Here is a 14303-nt window from a genome sequence, read left to right as displayed (position 1 = left end):
TTTGGAGTGCGCCGGCAGAGCCAAGCGCCGACGGCGCTTTCTGTCCCAACACTACCCACCAGGCCAAAGCGGCGTCGCGCCCTGCGGGCTTGCCGCCGCACTCCAAAACGCATCCTCATACGCTCCTAACTTCATCGACGGCGCTTTCTCCTCAGAAAAAGTGGCGCAGGCGTTCCCCCCTGTGCGCCATTTCCCTTCGTGGCGTGCGCGGAGCATAAGGGCGATTGCTCGGAAAACGTTCAAGCTCAGCTTGCGCCGGAGGCGCAAACAGCAGGTAGCCAGACGTGCAACGTCTGGAACAGCCGATCGAACCAGCGTGGCACGTCTGCGGCGCGTCAAGACATGGGTGTTCGCAGCAAGCGGTTCACCTGCATGAACGACCCATGGGAGAACTGCTGGCGCCTCTGCAAGGCGCCTTGGAAATTGGGGGGTGATGTCCGACGTTTCACATCTGGCACCCTCGTGTGGGCGGCTGCTGCCGCCCAAGTAAATGCCGAGTGAAGATCACAGATTGCCGCTCAGCCAGTTCAGGTTCCGCCCCGCTTTTTGGCTCCATTGATGTGGCCTTCCCCTTTGCAACTGGTATTAAATCAGATCAGACGTTTTGGTAGCAGACCTCCTCAAGGCCCAACTCGGATAGCTTCCAGCGCCTCCCGGACAGCTCGCACGTCGAGCGATGTTTGGAAAACAATCACGTTAGGCGGCAAAGCAGGCAGTGCGTCGCGGCTAGCCAAAAATTCCGTTGAAGCCGCCAACAAGAAGTTGCTCAGTCCTGCGCGTTCCAGTTGTCGCAATCGCTCCTTGATCCATCGTGGTGTCCAAAATCCTACGATCTCCAAATAGACCACCTGGGGATGGCCTGCCTGCTGCTCTTGGTGCTCCGCGCGCCGAAACACAACATCAGGAATGAAGACGCTCTGTCCCACGGTGATCACCGCGCAGCTTGGCTCTGCCCGCCAACCATATCCCGACTTGTTCAAATTGGCGATCAGTTTTTCGCTGACAGTTGGTTGAGCGATCGGTTCGTCTGGTTCAGGTGGGCGCAACCCGTGTTGATCGCTGGTCAGTTCAAAAAACGCGCTGCCCCGCTTTTGTTCAATTTCGGCTTTCATGCGCCAGTGACGACAACGCAACAACGCCGGCAGGAATACAGCCATTTGCACACCATACTTCTGCGACCGATGAAACAGCGAGACAGGACCATCGAGGCGAATTTCATAGCCCGATTGCGGCGTGCCACGAATGGCATGCATCAACCGATAACATTTGATGGCGTCAAATAACCGGCGATAGCCAGTTGGCTCCTGCGGCGCCAGCCAGATGTCCATCGCGATGCAGCGATAGAGCAACGCCTGGGCCTGCGCCAGGTTGTACTGATCGAGCAGCTCCGCCGCTGTGATTGCGCTGAACTGGACCAGACGTTGATGTTCCGGCAAATCGGCAAAGAGGCTCTGCTCGACAGCAGCGGCTGAATGATTCAGCTCGGCAGCGACCTCGGCCAGCACGCGTTGACGAAGCGCCTCTGAATCAGCCACCGGATGATACCGGCGTGCCTTGAGAAAAACCGATTGCCGGACCATCACCGGATCGAGCGGACTCGTGGTATCAAACAGGCACTGATCCATCAGCAGTTTAATCACTCCACGCAGAATTTGATAATCGGTAGCGACGCCGATATATTCATGCAACGCTTGTTCCAACTGGCCACGCCGCTGCCCCTCATGTTGGTGGAAGAGCGTGATCAGATCATCAGCGACCTGAAGCATATTGGGGTCACGTGGATTGATGTAGCGCGGTCCGGTCCGTCGGCCACGCCGCCAACTCATCGCCAGATCAGCCGTCAGCATAACGGTTCCTCATACAGAGCTGCTGGGTGTTGCAGCAGCGCCGGCACGTTCTGTTACTACGGCCGCAACCGGTGAGATACCTGGATCAGGAGGTCTCCCGCAGCGAACGTCTTCATCTGAACTCAGAACGCTCTTTGGCTGGTCGGAAGACGGCTCCTGATGCTAACCCGCACCGGACGTTTTCATCTCAACTCAGAACGCTCTCCCTACAGCTCGTAGCTGCCCTTGGGAAAACGTTGCGGCCGTCCGTCGCACTGCCACAAGCGCTCGTCCGAGCTGACGATTATTCTTTCACTGCTAATCAATGTCAAACAGACCGAAGTGGAGCACGCTTACCGGAGAACAGGCCGATGCTGCCAGTGATCAGCAGTGGCGTCAAACATACATGGAGGTGGTAGACACACGCCGAGCTCGGTCAATGGATTCCCGCATGGTCACTCAGATACTCTTCAATCGGGCCGGGAGCGTCTGCCACCAAGGCGTGAGCGAGCATCTAACAGGGCGGAGACATCAATTATGAAAAAACTCTTGATTGCATTGCTTGTCGCGCTCACGCCAGCGCTGTTGGCTGCATTGATCTGGACGGTTCCTTGTGTAGCCGGTGTGTTGCTGGTTCTACTGTTTTTTTCAGGTCCATCGAGCCTTTTGCCAGGGACGTTGGTGAAACTGGCTCTGTTGACGTTCTTATTCCCCGCGCTACTCGGCTTCTTTCTGGATAAACCGTTAATTGGCTTATGAGCGGAGAGGCCGGCTTGCGTGGCGGCGCGTATGGCCGTCCGGCCAGTCGGTTTTGGGTAGCCGCAGGCCTATCGCCTTGTCAAGCCAATGGTTGACACCCCTTTGGAAAAACCGTACCATAAGGGTCGTGGCGGAGGTCAATGTGGTAGTGACAAAAGCAGATTTGGCCCGCGCAGTTTATGAACGCCACGGTGGCATAAGCACCCGCGAGGCCAGCGAAATCATTGATGTTTTGTTAGAGGTGATCAAGCAACGTTTGGCGGCAGGAGACCAAGTGTATCTTGGTGATATTGGAATGATGGAGGTAGTCCCACGTGCGACGCGCCGGGGTCGTCCCCCGGCTAATGGCAAGGTCCCAGCGCGTGTATTGCAGTATCACCCAACGCGAGCGGTTCGCTCGGAGCGCTCGGACTGATTGTGTGGGCTATCGGGAGGGCTTATGCAGGCAGTCAACGCGAATGTGATTCCTGACAAATTGTTCTTCAAGATCGGTGAGGTCTGCGAATTGGCCGATGTGCAACCCCATGTGCTCCGGTACTGGGAAACCGAATTTCCTCAATTAGCGCCACAAAAGAATCGCGCCGGACAGCGCGTCTATCGCCGGCGTGATGTGGAGCTGGTGTTATACATCAAGCGGCTCCTTAAAGAAGAAGGCTACACCATTGCTGGCGCTAAGAAAAAATTGTCGCAGGGAATGCGCGCAGGAACACGGCTGACCGTGATTACCAATGAGACGACTCAGCTCGATCACGAATCAGCCAGAGCAGAGGCCTCGTCGGCTGAAACGGCGCCGCTCTCGGCTGAGGCGCTTCAAGCTATCGCTCGGATTCGACGCGAACTGGAGCATTTGTTGACAATGCTCAAGCAGAGTGATATAAACACCCCCTGAGTGTACTCAGAGCTTATCGGGACGTGGCGCAGCCTGGTTGAGCGCGCTTGCTTGGGGTGCAAGAGGTCGCTGGTTCAAATCCAGTCGTCCCGACCAATGTTAAATCGGGAGCTAAGGACACCGCAGCGCGACCGGGAGTATCACGAAAGCCGTCGCCTCGGGTTCTTAGCTTTTTGTTTTCCTCATGCCGCGAATTCTCATCACCAATGACGATGGTATCCATTATCAAGGCATCCGCGCGCTGGAAGAGGCGCTCAGGCCGCTCGGTGACATCTACGTGGTCGCTCCCTCGCATGAAATGAGCGCAGCGTCTCGCGCAATCACCCTCGGACGACCGCTGCGCATTGACCGCATAGACGCCCATCACTTCGCGGTTGACGGCACACCGGTTGATTGCGTGACACTGGCCATCAATGTGATCCTGGATTCATTGCCTGATCTGATTGTTTCAGGCATCAATCAAGGCGCTAACCTGGGTGACGACGTGCTGTATTCAGGCACGGTTGCCGGCGCTGCCGAAGCGATTGTCTACGGCTTGCCCGGAGTGGCATTTTCTCTACAAGGACGAGGCGAGCTGGATTTTACGCCGGCTGCAGCGTTCGCCACGATCCTGGTGCGAAAGGTGCTAGAACAAGGACTGCCTGAGCGCACCATGTTGAATGTGAATATACCTCGAAAGGCTATCCGCGGCGTTCGCGTCACCCGACAAGGCAACAAAGTCATTCAGACGCGGATTACCGAAGGACTCGACCCACGTGGCCGCAAGTATTATTGGATCGGCGAAGATAAATCCACGTGGAATCCTGAGGCCGGCACAGACTATCAAGCCATTCTCGACGGCTATATCTCGATCACGCCGCTGCAAAACGACTTGACGAGCGCCAACGCTTTGTCATTGATCAAATCGTGGGACTCCCTGCCTTATGGCGACCCAACCACAGAACGGCAAGCAACGGATTGACCCGTTGACGCGCGCCCGTCAACAGATGGTAGAACGGCTGCGCAGCAAAGGGATCAACGATGCGCGTACCCTTGAAGCCATGATGGCCATCCCGCGACATCTGTTCGTCGAAGAGGCGCTCCAGACGCGCGCTTATGACGATCATCCGTTGCCGATTGGATTCGGTCAGACCATCTCGCAACCCTTCATGGTCGCCTGGATGACGCAACTTCTGGGCGTGGAGCAACACCATCGCGTCCTGGAAATTGGCGCCGGTTCAGGTTACCAAACGGCCATCCTCGCCTATCTGGCTAAAGCTGTCTATGCCATCGAGCGCATTCCTGAACTGGCGCGAAAAGCGCAACAGCGAATGGAGCAATTGGGGTTCGATCATGTCCTGATCAAGGTCGCCGATGGCACGCTCGGCTGGGCCGAATATGCCCCTTATGACGGCATCCTGGTGGCTGCTGGCAGCCCGGAGATTCCCAATCCATTGCTCGATCAATTAGTCATTGGCGGACGATTGGTCATTCCCGTTGGCGATGATAAGCAACAAGAATTGCTCCGTGTGACCAAGCGAGAAACGGAGAATCTAATCGAAGATGCCGGTCCCTGCGTGTTTGTCAAGCTCATTGGCGAGCATGGTTGGCGAGAATAATGCCAATAGTCCAAGAGCCAGAAGCCAGAGTCATAATACCAATAGTCTGGAGAAAGGCCATGACTGATGAAGCGCAATAGAGAGCAAGAGCAGAACGGCCCAAGCGGCAGTCGTTGAGAGCGGGCGTCCACACAGGGACGCCACTCCGAACGAATGTTCACACAGGGAGGCCACTAAAAAGAACGTGCTCTTTTTCTCCATGATTACCATAATAAGCAATCCAAAAGCGGGTCGGTAAGCTCTCTTGCTGTATGCCTGGTTTTTCGCTGTTCTGAAGCGCTCGTCCGCGCACATCGGTCATCTGTCTTGACTTCTCTACCCTGTGCCCGTATCATAGCGGCCTTTGTCGGGGCGTGGCTCAGCCTGGTAGAGCGCTCGGTTCGGGACCGAGAGGTCGGAGGTTCAAATCCTCTCGCCCCGACCACGATCAAACGCACACAACACCACCAAGAAGGCGACAGAGGAGGCCATAGAGAGGCAGCCTTCTGTTATTTGCCTTTCGATGTTTGTGATGATCGCGCGTCGGTTTCTCATCAGCGGGATGGTTCAAGGGGTTGGCTATCGTTATTTCGCTATTCGAGCTGCCCAACGACACGATGTTGTCGGCACGGTTCGGAATCTGCCCGACGGTCGCGTCGAAGTGATCGCCGAAGCTGAACCGGCGGCGATGGCGGCATTCAAAGCTGAACTGGAACAAGGGCCACCGCACGCGCGGGTGCGACAGGTCGAAGAGTTTGAACTAACGCCAACGGGCCGTTTCTTCAGATTCACGGTGGATGTGCCCTAATGCGGGGTGAGTATGGAAGACCTCAAGAAGCTGATCCGAGAAGTGCCTGACTTTCCCAAGCCGGGCATTCTCTTTTACGACATCACCACGTTGCTCAAGAACCCCCAAGGATTCAAAGCCGTCATTGACCGGCTGGGCGAGGCGTTTGCCGGTAAGTCGGTGCAGAAAGTTGTTGGTGTCGAAGCGCGTGGATTCATTTTCGCCCCGGCGCTGGCCTATCGGTTGGGCGCTGGATTTGTGCCTGTGCGCAAGCCAAACAAACTGCCCGCGCATACCACGCGAGCCACCTATGATCTGGAGTATGGTCAGGACACGCTCGAGATTCACACCGATGCCATTGAACGGGGTGAATCGGTGTTGGTTGTGGACGATCTGCTGGCAACGGGGGGAACGGCGCGGGCGGCGGCTCAATTGATTGAGCAACTTGGCGGTCACGTCGTCGGATTTGGCTTCGTCGTTGAACTGGAATTCCTCAAAGGGCGTGAGCGACTGGCTGGTTATGAGGTCGTTTCCTTGTTAAAATACGCTTCGTGAATCATGTGCTCCCGTAGCTCAGGTGGATAGAGCGACAGCCTCCTAAGTTGTAGGCCGCTGGTTCGAGTCCAGCCGGGGGCACCACTTCCCCACGCTGATTGCGCGGCTTCGCATCCGCGTTAAGCTCTACGCTGACACGTGCAGATGTGCTAAAATCAGCCGCGAAAAAGGGAATGGCAATGGCGATACAACGATTCATTTATGCGCTGATCACGTTCGCTCTGATGATGGCAACGGGGCTGCCAAACCTGACGGCACAATCGGGCCGGCCATTGTTTGCCAATCAGGATCGTCCACAGACTCAGGTCCAACTGCCGGACGAACCGATCGCATTACAGAGCGACTTGGTGGACATCGTGTTCACAGCGACCGATGCCAACAACCGATTCATTACTGACCTGACGCAAGACGCCATCGAAGTGTTTGAAGATGGCGTCCTCCAACCAATTGAATTCTTTGCTCGCAACAATGAAGTCCCGATGGTGTTGGCGCTCGTCATTGATTTCAGCGGTAGTCAGGAATTCAACTGGCCGAAAGAACGCGAAGCAGCAGAGAAATTCTTCCAAGAATTTTTCCGTTGGGGCACTGATTATGCGGCCATCCTCACATTTCGTGGCACAGTCAGGCTAGCGCGTGGGCTGACCAGCAGTGAACAACGACTCACCTCAGGACTCAGAATGCTGGTCAGAACGGACGAAGGCTATGCCAGTCAAGGTTCTTCGATCTACGATGCAGCCTATATCGCTATCCGTGAAGTGTTGGACGGCACGACCGCTCAACGCATCTTGCAACGCTATGATCGGCGTGTGCGTCGCGCGCTGATTCTCATTACTGATGGCCATGATACCTCCAGCGTGATGAAACTTTCTGACGTGATCGAACAGGCTCAACGCGCCAACGTGATGATCTTTCCAATCGGTCTCAGCGATTCGTTCCGCTTTGCTGATGTCAATGCGACGATACTTGATCAAATGGCTGAGGCCAGCGGCGGTCAAGCTTTCTATCCGAAAGCGGCTGAACAATTGCGAGTGGCCTTCAAACAGATTGCTGATGAGTTGAGCAGTCAATACATCGTCGCTTACTACCCAACCAACACGGCGCGAGACGGCGCGTGGCGGAAAATCCAAATCAGCGTCAAAGGACGCCCAAACGTGACGACGTCCCATCGCGCCGGTTATTACGCGCCGAAACGCTAGTGTTTCGTTGAGGAGTTGTTCATGTCGTCTGGACGACGCCCAGAAACGATGAAAAACGCCACAGGCAGGAATGCCTGTGCCACTTTTTCTGAGGAGTTGTTCATGCCGTCTGGACAACGCCCAGAAACGATGAAAAACGCCACAGGCAGGAATGCCTGTGCCACTTTTTCTGAGGAGAATCATGAGAAGATTCCTTTTGATTGTTCTATCCAGCTCGATCATGCTCTCTGCCACGGTCGTCCCCGCGGCGGCGCAGGGACGAAGCGATTTCAAGTTCACGGCGACAGCCGTCACTTTTCCTGTGGACAAAAAAGTCGAGTTGAGATTGCGCGGCACAACCCGTTATCGCCAGACAGAGGGCAAAGCCATCATCGAGTATAAGGACGGCAATGCTCGCCTGACGCTCAATGTGAGAGAAGTAGACCCACCAAGCGAACGTCAGTACACAACCTACGTGTTCTGGGCAGTGACGCCGGAAGGGTTTGTGGATAATATTGGCGAGCTGCGTCCAAGAAAACGCGGCATCATTCGCAAAACATGGGGTGGCACGGTTGAGACCTCTACGCGACATCGCACGTTCTGCATTGTGATGACAGCCGAGCCGCATTTCCTGGTCGAATCGCCCAGCCGCGAAGTCGTATTGGCCAGCCTGCCGCCTGATGAACGAGAAGGTTATGAAACGGAACCTGTCGAAGTTCACTTTCGCGGCGACATTGGGTTGGAAAGCGTGCCCTGGCAGGAAGACCGTGTCAGCACGCAGCGGGACCGCGAAACACCGGTCGAGCTGTTTGAGGCGCGACGCGCCATTGACATCGCCCGCTATTTTCAGGTTGATGTCTATGCCAGCAAAGAATTCAAGCAAGCGGAGTCATGGCTGGCCGATGCGGAGATGGCGTTTGACAGAGGCGCTGATGAACGCGCGGCCATCTGGGCACGGCGCGCGGTCGTGATGGCTGAGGTGGCGCGGCGACTGGCCCGCGAACGCCGTGAGGCTGAAGACCAACGACGCAAGGAAGCGTTGATCGCTGATCTGGAAGACAGGGCCAATCAAGCAGAAAAAGAGCTGGGCAGAGCCAGAACCGACATTGTTCAACTCAACCGCGCGCTCGATCAAAAAGACCTCGAACTGCGTGAAGCAAACCAGCAGATCGCACGCTTAGCCACCGAGCTGCGCCAAGCTCACGTCGCCATTGAACAACGCGACGAGCAAATTCGACAGTTGACAGAGACCGAACAAGCCTTACGCGAGCAATTGAACACATCGGCTGAACAAGCCAGAATACAGGCGCTGGAAACGGAAATCTATCGGCTTCGCCAAACCAGCATCCCGTTGACCGAACATCGTGGCAAGCTGGCGCTGGCGCGACTGGGCGAAATTCGCGAGGACGGCGATCAATTCATCGTTGTGCTTCCCAACGATCAACTGTTCGTCTCGTCGCCTCGCTCGACGGCTGGCGTCCCACGACTGAAGCCGGAAGCGGCAGCCAAGCTCGATCGCATCGCGGGCATCCTGACGACCTACCCGATGGGAACCTATTCGGTGGAAGGCCATCTGGCCGGCCCAGGCGCTCCCGAACGCTTGCAAGCGCTCTCGCAAGCCAATGCAGCGGCGGTGGTGGCGCACTTGCTGGCACGCGGCGTGCCCAGCGAAGCCCTGCGGGCTGTTGGTCGCGGCGCTGAGGCGCCACTATTGCCCGGCCAATCGGCTCAGGCGCAGCGAAGAAATCAGCGTGTCGAGATCGTCATCCGTCGGGCATAGCGTCACCTCGAAAGCAGGTTCAGCATGAAGATACTCACTGCCGAACAAATGCAGCAGGTGGACCGGCTCTCAACCGATTTGTACGGCATTCCCAGCTTGCTGCTCATGGAAAATGCGGCAACGCAAACGACGCTGGCCATCGAGCGAAAATACGGGGCGGTGCGCGGCAAGCGAATTCTTATCACCTGCGGCAAAGGCAACAACGGCGGTGACGGCGCCGCCGTAGCCCGCCAGTTGTGGATGCGCGGCGCAGTGGTGGATGTGTTGTTGCTCGGCGAGCTGGATGCAACCGCAGGTGACGCACGCGTCAATTTTCAGATCGTCAAGCAACTGGCCGCTGACGATGACAGCATAACGTTCGGCGAGCTGCGCACCAGCGAAAACTGGCAAGAGTTAGCGCAACTCTTTCCGGCGTACGATCTCATTGTTGACGCTCTGCTCGGCACGGGCTTACAACGACCGGCCAGCGGCCTGTATGCCAGCGTCATTGCCCATTTGAATCGCATCTCGGCTGAACATGCTGTGCCGATCGTGGCTATTGACATCCCGTCGGGGCTTGCCGCCAACAACGATCAAATCATCGGCCCGACGATTCAAGCTGACCTGACGGTGACATTCACAGCTCCAAAGCCTGCCAATGTGCTGCCGCCAGCATGCTATCGAGGCGGCGAATTAGTCGTTGTTCCTATCGGTTCTCCTGATTCATTGATCAGCCAATCAGGCGCTGCGTTGAATCTGCTGGAACCGCGTCATATTGCTCACTGGCTTGATCGCACGCGGCGAACTCCACTCAGTCACAAAGGCACGTATGGGCATGCGCTACTGATTGCCGGGTCGCGCGGCAAGCCTGGCGCTGCTTGTCTGGCCGCTGAAGCTGCTTTGCGTGCTGGAGCCGGGCTGGTCACGGTGGCAACTGTCTCCAGCGCCCAGACGGCCATTATCTCGCGTGTGGCGGAAGCCATGACCGAGTTGTTGAGCGAAACACCGGACGGCGCGATTGCTGAGACAGCTCAGGATCGCGCGTTAGGTCTGGCGCTGGAACGCACGGTCGTAGCCATAGGCCCCGGCATCACGACGAGTGACGGGACGCGCCGTTTCACCGAGGCGGTCGTCCGACAGAGAAACCGTCCAACGGTCATTGACGCCGACGGACTTAATTGTTTATCGCCCTGGCCCAGCAATCTATCGGGGAAAGAAATTCCCTTGATCCTCACGCCGCATCCGGGCGAGATGGCTCGTTTGGCGAACGCGTCAACCCGGCATGTGTTGGACAACCGCGTCGCCGTGGCGCGCGATTTTGCTGTTAAGCATTCGCTCATTCTGGTGCTCAAAGGGAATCGCAGTTTGATTGCCGCGCCGGATGGACAAATCTACGTCAATCCTACCGGCAATGCGGGCTTGGCCACGGCCGGATCAGGCGATGTGTTGACAGGCATCATCGCCGGCTTTCTGGCGCAAACGCCGGACGCGCCGCTGGAAGCCACACAGGCAGCGGTCTACCTACATGGGTTGGCGGCTGATCTGGCGGCTGAGGCCCTGGATATGCGCACACTGGTGGCCTCTGATGTGATCCGCTATTTGAGCCAGGCGATCTCTCAAACAGCCAACAAAGCCTGAACGATGCAAACGTTCACAACCCACTCCGCCGAAGAAACATTTGAGCTGGGCCGACAACTGGGCGAGGCCATCGAGGCGGCAACCGTTTTTTTTCTGGAAGGTGATCTAGGAACTGGCAAAACCACTTTCGCCAAAGGCATTGCCGCCGGACTAGGCATTGACCCAAACGACGTCAACAGTCCGACGTTTACCTTGATGTCGGATTATGACGGCCGGATGAAGCTCTATCATGTTGATCTGTACCGGCTCGACGATCCTCAACATGCGCTGGATCACATTGGTCTGGATGAAGCCATGCTGGAGACGGCCGTCATTGTTATTGAATGGGCGGAGCGGCTCGCAGGGTTCACCTGTGAAGCCGGCTACCGAGTCTGCTTTCAGTGGATTGACGACTCCACACGTCGAATCGAGATCGAACCACTGGGTGACGCGCCAGAGGTTGTTCTTCAGTTTGCCGGAGAGACAAACTCATGAGCTGGTTCGATCATTGGACTGTGTGGATCACGCTGGCGCTCGCATTCCATCAATCGCCAGCGCCGAGTGGTTTGCTCACCACTCCATTTGTCAAGGCGTGGAGCTATCTGACGACGGATACGCTTCGGTACAACGGCGCTGTGGCCGATAGCCGACAGGTGTTCGCTCCACTTCGAGACGGCCAATTGATGGCCTTTGAACGGAGCGCCGGTGAACAAGCGTGGGCGGTCCAATATGCTCGCCAATGGACAACCGGCATCTCGATGGACGAGCAGACGCTTTATCTTGGTTCAGCTTCATCGGCATCTGATTCTGCTCAGCACTATTCCCTGCTCGCTGTTGATAAGCAAACGGGCCGTATTCGTTGGGAAAAGTCTTGGCCTCAACAAATCACTGCAGTGAGCGTTCAGCCGGCAACGGCCGACTCAGTCTCTTCTCGGCTCTATCTAGGCGATGCCGGCGGATTCTTTACTGCTATTGATCCATCATCGCAACAAGTGATATGGCAGGTGAAGACCGAGCAAGCCGTCTCGGCCTCGGCGCGAGAGCACGAGGGCATTGTTTATACCGGCAGTGACGACGGTCGCCTCTACGCACTGGATGCTAGAACCGGCGCTGAGCGATGGCGGTTCTCCACACACGGGCCTGTGCGAGCCCGTGTGGAAATCAGCCCTGATAGAATTTTTGTCGGCTCCTTTGATGGCTCGCTTTATTGCCTTGAGCGCGGCAGCGGTCGTCAACGATGGCGCACACGAACCGGCGCAGCCATCGCCGCTCAACCGTTGCTCATTGCGCATCGGCTGATTGTTTGTTCTTACGATAATTTCGCCTACGCGTTGGATAGCAAATCTGGAGCAATCCAGTGGAAAACAAAACTCTCCGGGCGATTGATAGCCGAGCCGATCCGGCACGGCGACAGCGTGCTCGTGGCGGCCTTGCGGGCCAGCAACGTCATGATGCTTCGCGTGAGCGATGGTCAACTCATCGGCTCATTAGAATTAGGTAAAGGCATTGAGCTAGTGGCGGCGCCAGTGATGACTGACACGATCCTGGTGATGACAACGGATCGAGGCATTATTGCCGCTCGTTTGATCAGCAACTGAAGCGACCCGCATCGAGATTGACCGGGAAGGCGACGTCCGAGCGCAGCGAACACGCGAGCGTAACGTCTCCCCCCGAAAAAGAAGCCCGCGAAACATACGAACCACGCGAAAGAGTTTCTTTTTCATCGGTCGTGGCGGGCTGTCGCTTATGGACGATTCCGCCGAACCGGTCAAACAATTTGAAACAGGATGAACGACCGGCGTCATAGCGGCTGTTTGGTCGCCGCGCTGTGCAATGACTCTTCTGAGCGGTGGGACTTGAAGATGCGAGTTGCCAGCCGTGAGACTGGGCCAGACGCGGCATACACGCTGGCCAGCACCAGCAGAACCCATTGGGAGTAAAAGTAAATGGCTGAGACGAGCAGTGACAACAGCAGGAAGGTGGAACGCGGGCTGAGCCGACCGAATCCCAGCGTCTTGAAGCTGGTATATCGGACTGTGCTGATCATGAGCAATCCCAGCAGCAACACCAATACCAATAATCCAAGACTGGCCAATGAACGATCCATTGTAACGGCATGGCCGAACCAAGCGAACTCGGCTTGATGATCCGACGCCAGGATAGGAGTTCGCACAAAATGGACAATCGCTGCGATCAATCCGGCGGCTGCTGGGCTGGGCATGCCGACAAACTGTTTGCGATCCTTCTTGGGGTCTGGCACTGGCCGGCGAGCCTGCACATTGAATCGCGCTAAGCGAAAGGCGGCACACATCAGGTAAACAAAGGAGACAGCCCATGCCAATTCGACGAAGCGGCCATCATACATCGGAGGGGCTGAGCCATAGCCCCACGCAAACGCCAACACCGCTGGCGCGACGCCAAACGAGACCAAATCAGCCAAACTGTCCAGCTCGATGCCGAACTCACTTGTGCCTTTCGTCATGCGCGCGATGCGGCCATCCAGCATATCAAACAACACGGCCCAGCCGATGGCGCGCGCCGCATTATCAAACCAGCGAGCTGCCTCAACCCAATTCTCCTGAACCGTCTGATAGCCCTTCAACGAAGCGACAATGGAAAAGAATCCGGCAAACAGATTGGCTGTGGTGAACATCGCCGGCACAATCAAATTGCGGCGATGACTGGGCTCGGTCGGTGGTGTGATCGGCGCTTGCGTCATAGGCAAATTCTCCCCAAGATGGAATTGCCGCCAGTCACATGATCGCCTTCCTGAACGCTGATTTCCACCTCCGGCGGCAACAGCACATCCACGCGCGAGCCGAATTTAATCAATCCAACTCGCTCACCAGCAGCCACCCAATCACCGACCTGCTTGCGAAAGACAATCCGCCGAGCCAGCAATCCGGCGATCTGCTTGAACACGACCCGTGTTTTCGCGCCTTGAATGGTGATGACCGACTGCTCGTTGACCACCGACGCGTCGTCAGCAAATGCAGCTTTGAAGGTTCCCGGATGATATGCCACATCCGTGATCTGTCCGGTGATGGGCGCGCGGTTGATGTGCACGTCGAAGACAGAGAGAAAGATTGAAACACGCGTTGGCGAAGTCGGGTCCGTCGCATCCAGCTTGGCGACGCGGACCACCTTCCCATCAGCAGGCGAGATGATCAGGTTCTCGCCGGATGGCACCTGCCGCTCAGGATCACGGAAGAAATAGGCCATGAAACCGGCGACCAATAGCAATAGAATCGCCGCGATCGTCCATCCCAGCGCCAGGCACACCGCTGCTCCACTGAGCGGAATCACCACGTATGGAATCGCATCGCGCGCCATCTTCACTCCAACAAAACAGAAGCGGG

At 56.6% G+C, this 14303-nt stretch carries 14 protein-coding genes and 3 tRNA genes; 14 read left to right on the top strand and 3 right to left on the bottom strand.

Annotation, left to right across the window (positions count from 1 at the left end):
• Positions 1-620: 620 nt before the first annotated feature.
• Positions 621-1847: a DUF790 family protein gene (locus NZ823_06275; GenBank protein MCS6804738.1), complete on the bottom strand. Its 1227-nt coding sequence runs from the start codon at positions 1845-1847 to the stop codon at positions 621-623.
• A gap of 516 nt (positions 1848-2363) precedes the next feature.
• On the opposite strand from NZ823_06275, the gene NZ823_06270 reads away from it, so the two are divergent.
• The 14 genes from NZ823_06270 (at position 2364) to NZ823_06205 (ending at position 12542) form a co-directional block, all read left to right on the top strand.
• Entirely contained in the window at positions 2364-2585 is a 222-nt protein-coding gene (locus tag NZ823_06270) for a hypothetical protein (GenBank protein ID MCS6804737.1), read from the top strand.
• Positions 2586-3024: 439 nt separating this feature from the next.
• Entirely contained in the window at positions 3025-3474 is a 450-nt protein-coding gene (locus tag NZ823_06265; protein MCS6804736.1) for a MerR family transcriptional regulator, read from the top strand.
• 17 nt (positions 3475-3491) lie between these two features.
• Positions 3492-3570: transfer RNA gene (locus NZ823_06260), tRNA-Pro, on the top strand.
• Between the two features lie 88 nt (positions 3571-3658).
• On the top strand, positions 3659-4435 hold the full coding sequence (gene surE, locus NZ823_06255; GenBank protein MCS6804735.1) for a 5'/3'-nucleotidase SurE: 777 nt from the start codon (positions 3659-3661) through the stop codon (positions 4433-4435).
• Positions 4398-5072 carry a protein-L-isoaspartate(D-aspartate) O-methyltransferase gene (locus NZ823_06250; protein MCS6804734.1) on the top strand — a complete coding sequence of 225 codons (675 nt, stop codon included), beginning with the start codon at positions 4398-4400 and terminating at the stop codon, positions 5070-5072. The genes surE and NZ823_06250 overlap by 38 nt, the downstream gene beginning before the upstream one ends.
• A 347-nt stretch (positions 5073-5419) precedes the next feature.
• A tRNA-Pro gene (locus NZ823_06245) sits at positions 5420-5496 on the top strand.
• Positions 5497-5583: 87 nt separating this feature from the next.
• Positions 5584-5859 (top strand): acylphosphatase, encoded by a 276-nt coding sequence (locus NZ823_06240; protein MCS6804733.1) that lies wholly within the window; start codon positions 5584-5586, stop codon positions 5857-5859.
• Between the two features lie 12 nt (positions 5860-5871).
• Positions 5872-6393 carry an adenine phosphoribosyltransferase gene (locus tag NZ823_06235; GenBank protein MCS6804732.1) on the top strand — a complete coding sequence of 174 codons (522 nt, stop codon included), beginning with the start codon at positions 5872-5874 and terminating at the stop codon, positions 6391-6393.
• 7 nt (positions 6394-6400) lie between these two features.
• Positions 6401-6477, top strand: a tRNA-Arg gene (locus tag NZ823_06230).
• Between the two features lie 95 nt (positions 6478-6572).
• Complete coding sequence (locus NZ823_06225; protein ID MCS6804731.1) at positions 6573-7589, top strand: VWA domain-containing protein; 1017 nt, start codon at positions 6573-6575, stop codon at positions 7587-7589.
• A 181-nt stretch (positions 7590-7770) separates the two neighbouring features.
• Positions 7771-9348, top strand: coding sequence for an OmpA family protein (locus NZ823_06220; GenBank protein ID MCS6804730.1), 1578 nt, complete (start codon positions 7771-7773; stop codon positions 9346-9348).
• Between the two features lie 24 nt (positions 9349-9372).
• Positions 9373-10965 (top strand): NAD(P)H-hydrate dehydratase, encoded by a 1593-nt coding sequence (locus NZ823_06215; GenBank protein ID MCS6804729.1) that lies wholly within the window; start codon positions 9373-9375, stop codon positions 10963-10965.
• A gap of 3 nt (positions 10966-10968) precedes the next feature.
• Complete coding sequence (tsaE, locus tag NZ823_06210) at positions 10969-11439, top strand: tRNA (adenosine(37)-N6)-threonylcarbamoyltransferase complex ATPase subunit type 1 TsaE (GenBank protein ID MCS6804728.1); 471 nt, start codon at positions 10969-10971, stop codon at positions 11437-11439.
• Positions 11436-12542, top strand: a complete 1107-nt coding sequence (locus NZ823_06205) for a PQQ-binding-like beta-propeller repeat protein (GenBank protein ID MCS6804727.1) — start codon at positions 11436-11438, stop codon at positions 12540-12542. The genes tsaE and NZ823_06205 overlap by 4 nt, the downstream gene beginning before the upstream one ends.
• A gap of 203 nt (positions 12543-12745) precedes the next feature.
• Here the strand turns inward: NZ823_06205 and NZ823_06200 are convergent, their stop codons facing one another.
• The gene (locus NZ823_06200) at positions 12746-13663 is read right to left on the bottom strand and encodes a phosphatidylcholine/phosphatidylserine synthase (protein ID MCS6804726.1); all 918 of its coding nucleotides are present in this window, start codon (positions 13661-13663) and stop codon (positions 12746-12748) included.
• Positions 13660-14277 (bottom strand): phosphatidylserine decarboxylase family protein, encoded by a 618-nt coding sequence (locus NZ823_06195; protein MCS6804725.1) that lies wholly within the window; start codon positions 14275-14277, stop codon positions 13660-13662. The genes NZ823_06200 and NZ823_06195 overlap by 4 nt, the downstream gene beginning before the upstream one ends.
• Positions 14278-14303 lie beyond the last annotated feature (26 nt).

The organism is Blastocatellia bacterium (assembly GCA_025054955.1).
Classification (GTDB): Bacteria; Acidobacteriota; Blastocatellia; order HR10; family J050; genus JANWZE01.
Note: the sequence above shows the minus strand (reverse complement) of the source record. Positions and strands in the feature narration are given on the sequence as shown.

Excerpts from the sequence above, each read along its gene's own strand:
- NZ823_06265 (MCS6804736.1), top strand. The coding sequence starts at position 3,025 with ATGCAGGCAGTCAACGCGAATGTGATTCCTGACAAATTGTTCTTCAAG.
- NZ823_06240 (MCS6804733.1), top strand. The coding sequence starts at position 5,584 with ATGATCGCGCGTCGGTTTCTCATCAGCGGGATGGTTCAAGGGGTTGGC.
- NZ823_06275 (MCS6804738.1), bottom strand. The coding sequence starts at position 1,847 with ATGCTGACGGCTGATCTGGCGATGAGTTGGCGGCGTGGCCGACGGACC.
- NZ823_06215 (MCS6804729.1), top strand. The coding sequence starts at position 9,373 with ATGAAGATACTCACTGCCGAACAAATGCAGCAGGTGGACCGGCTCTCA.
- NZ823_06200 (MCS6804726.1), bottom strand. The coding sequence starts at position 13,663 with ATGACGCAAGCGCCGATCACACCACCGACCGAGCCCAGTCATCGCCGC.
- tsaE (MCS6804728.1), top strand. The coding sequence starts at position 10,969 with ATGCAAACGTTCACAACCCACTCCGCCGAAGAAACATTTGAGCTGGGC.
- NZ823_06220 (MCS6804730.1), top strand. The coding sequence starts at position 7,771 with ATGAGAAGATTCCTTTTGATTGTTCTATCCAGCTCGATCATGCTCTCT.
- NZ823_06225 (MCS6804731.1), top strand. The coding sequence starts at position 6,573 with ATGGCGATACAACGATTCATTTATGCGCTGATCACGTTCGCTCTGATG.
- NZ823_06205 (MCS6804727.1), top strand. The coding sequence starts at position 11,436 with ATGAGCTGGTTCGATCATTGGACTGTGTGGATCACGCTGGCGCTCGCA.
- NZ823_06195 (MCS6804725.1), bottom strand. The coding sequence starts at position 14,277 with ATGGCGCGCGATGCGATTCCATACGTGGTGATTCCGCTCAGTGGAGCA.
- NZ823_06270 (MCS6804737.1), top strand. The coding sequence starts at position 2,364 with ATGAAAAAACTCTTGATTGCATTGCTTGTCGCGCTCACGCCAGCGCTG.
- surE (MCS6804735.1), top strand. The coding sequence starts at position 3,659 with ATGCCGCGAATTCTCATCACCAATGACGATGGTATCCATTATCAAGGC.
- NZ823_06235 (MCS6804732.1), top strand. The coding sequence starts at position 5,872 with ATGGAAGACCTCAAGAAGCTGATCCGAGAAGTGCCTGACTTTCCCAAG.
- NZ823_06250 (MCS6804734.1), top strand. The coding sequence starts at position 4,398 with ATGGCGACCCAACCACAGAACGGCAAGCAACGGATTGACCCGTTGACG.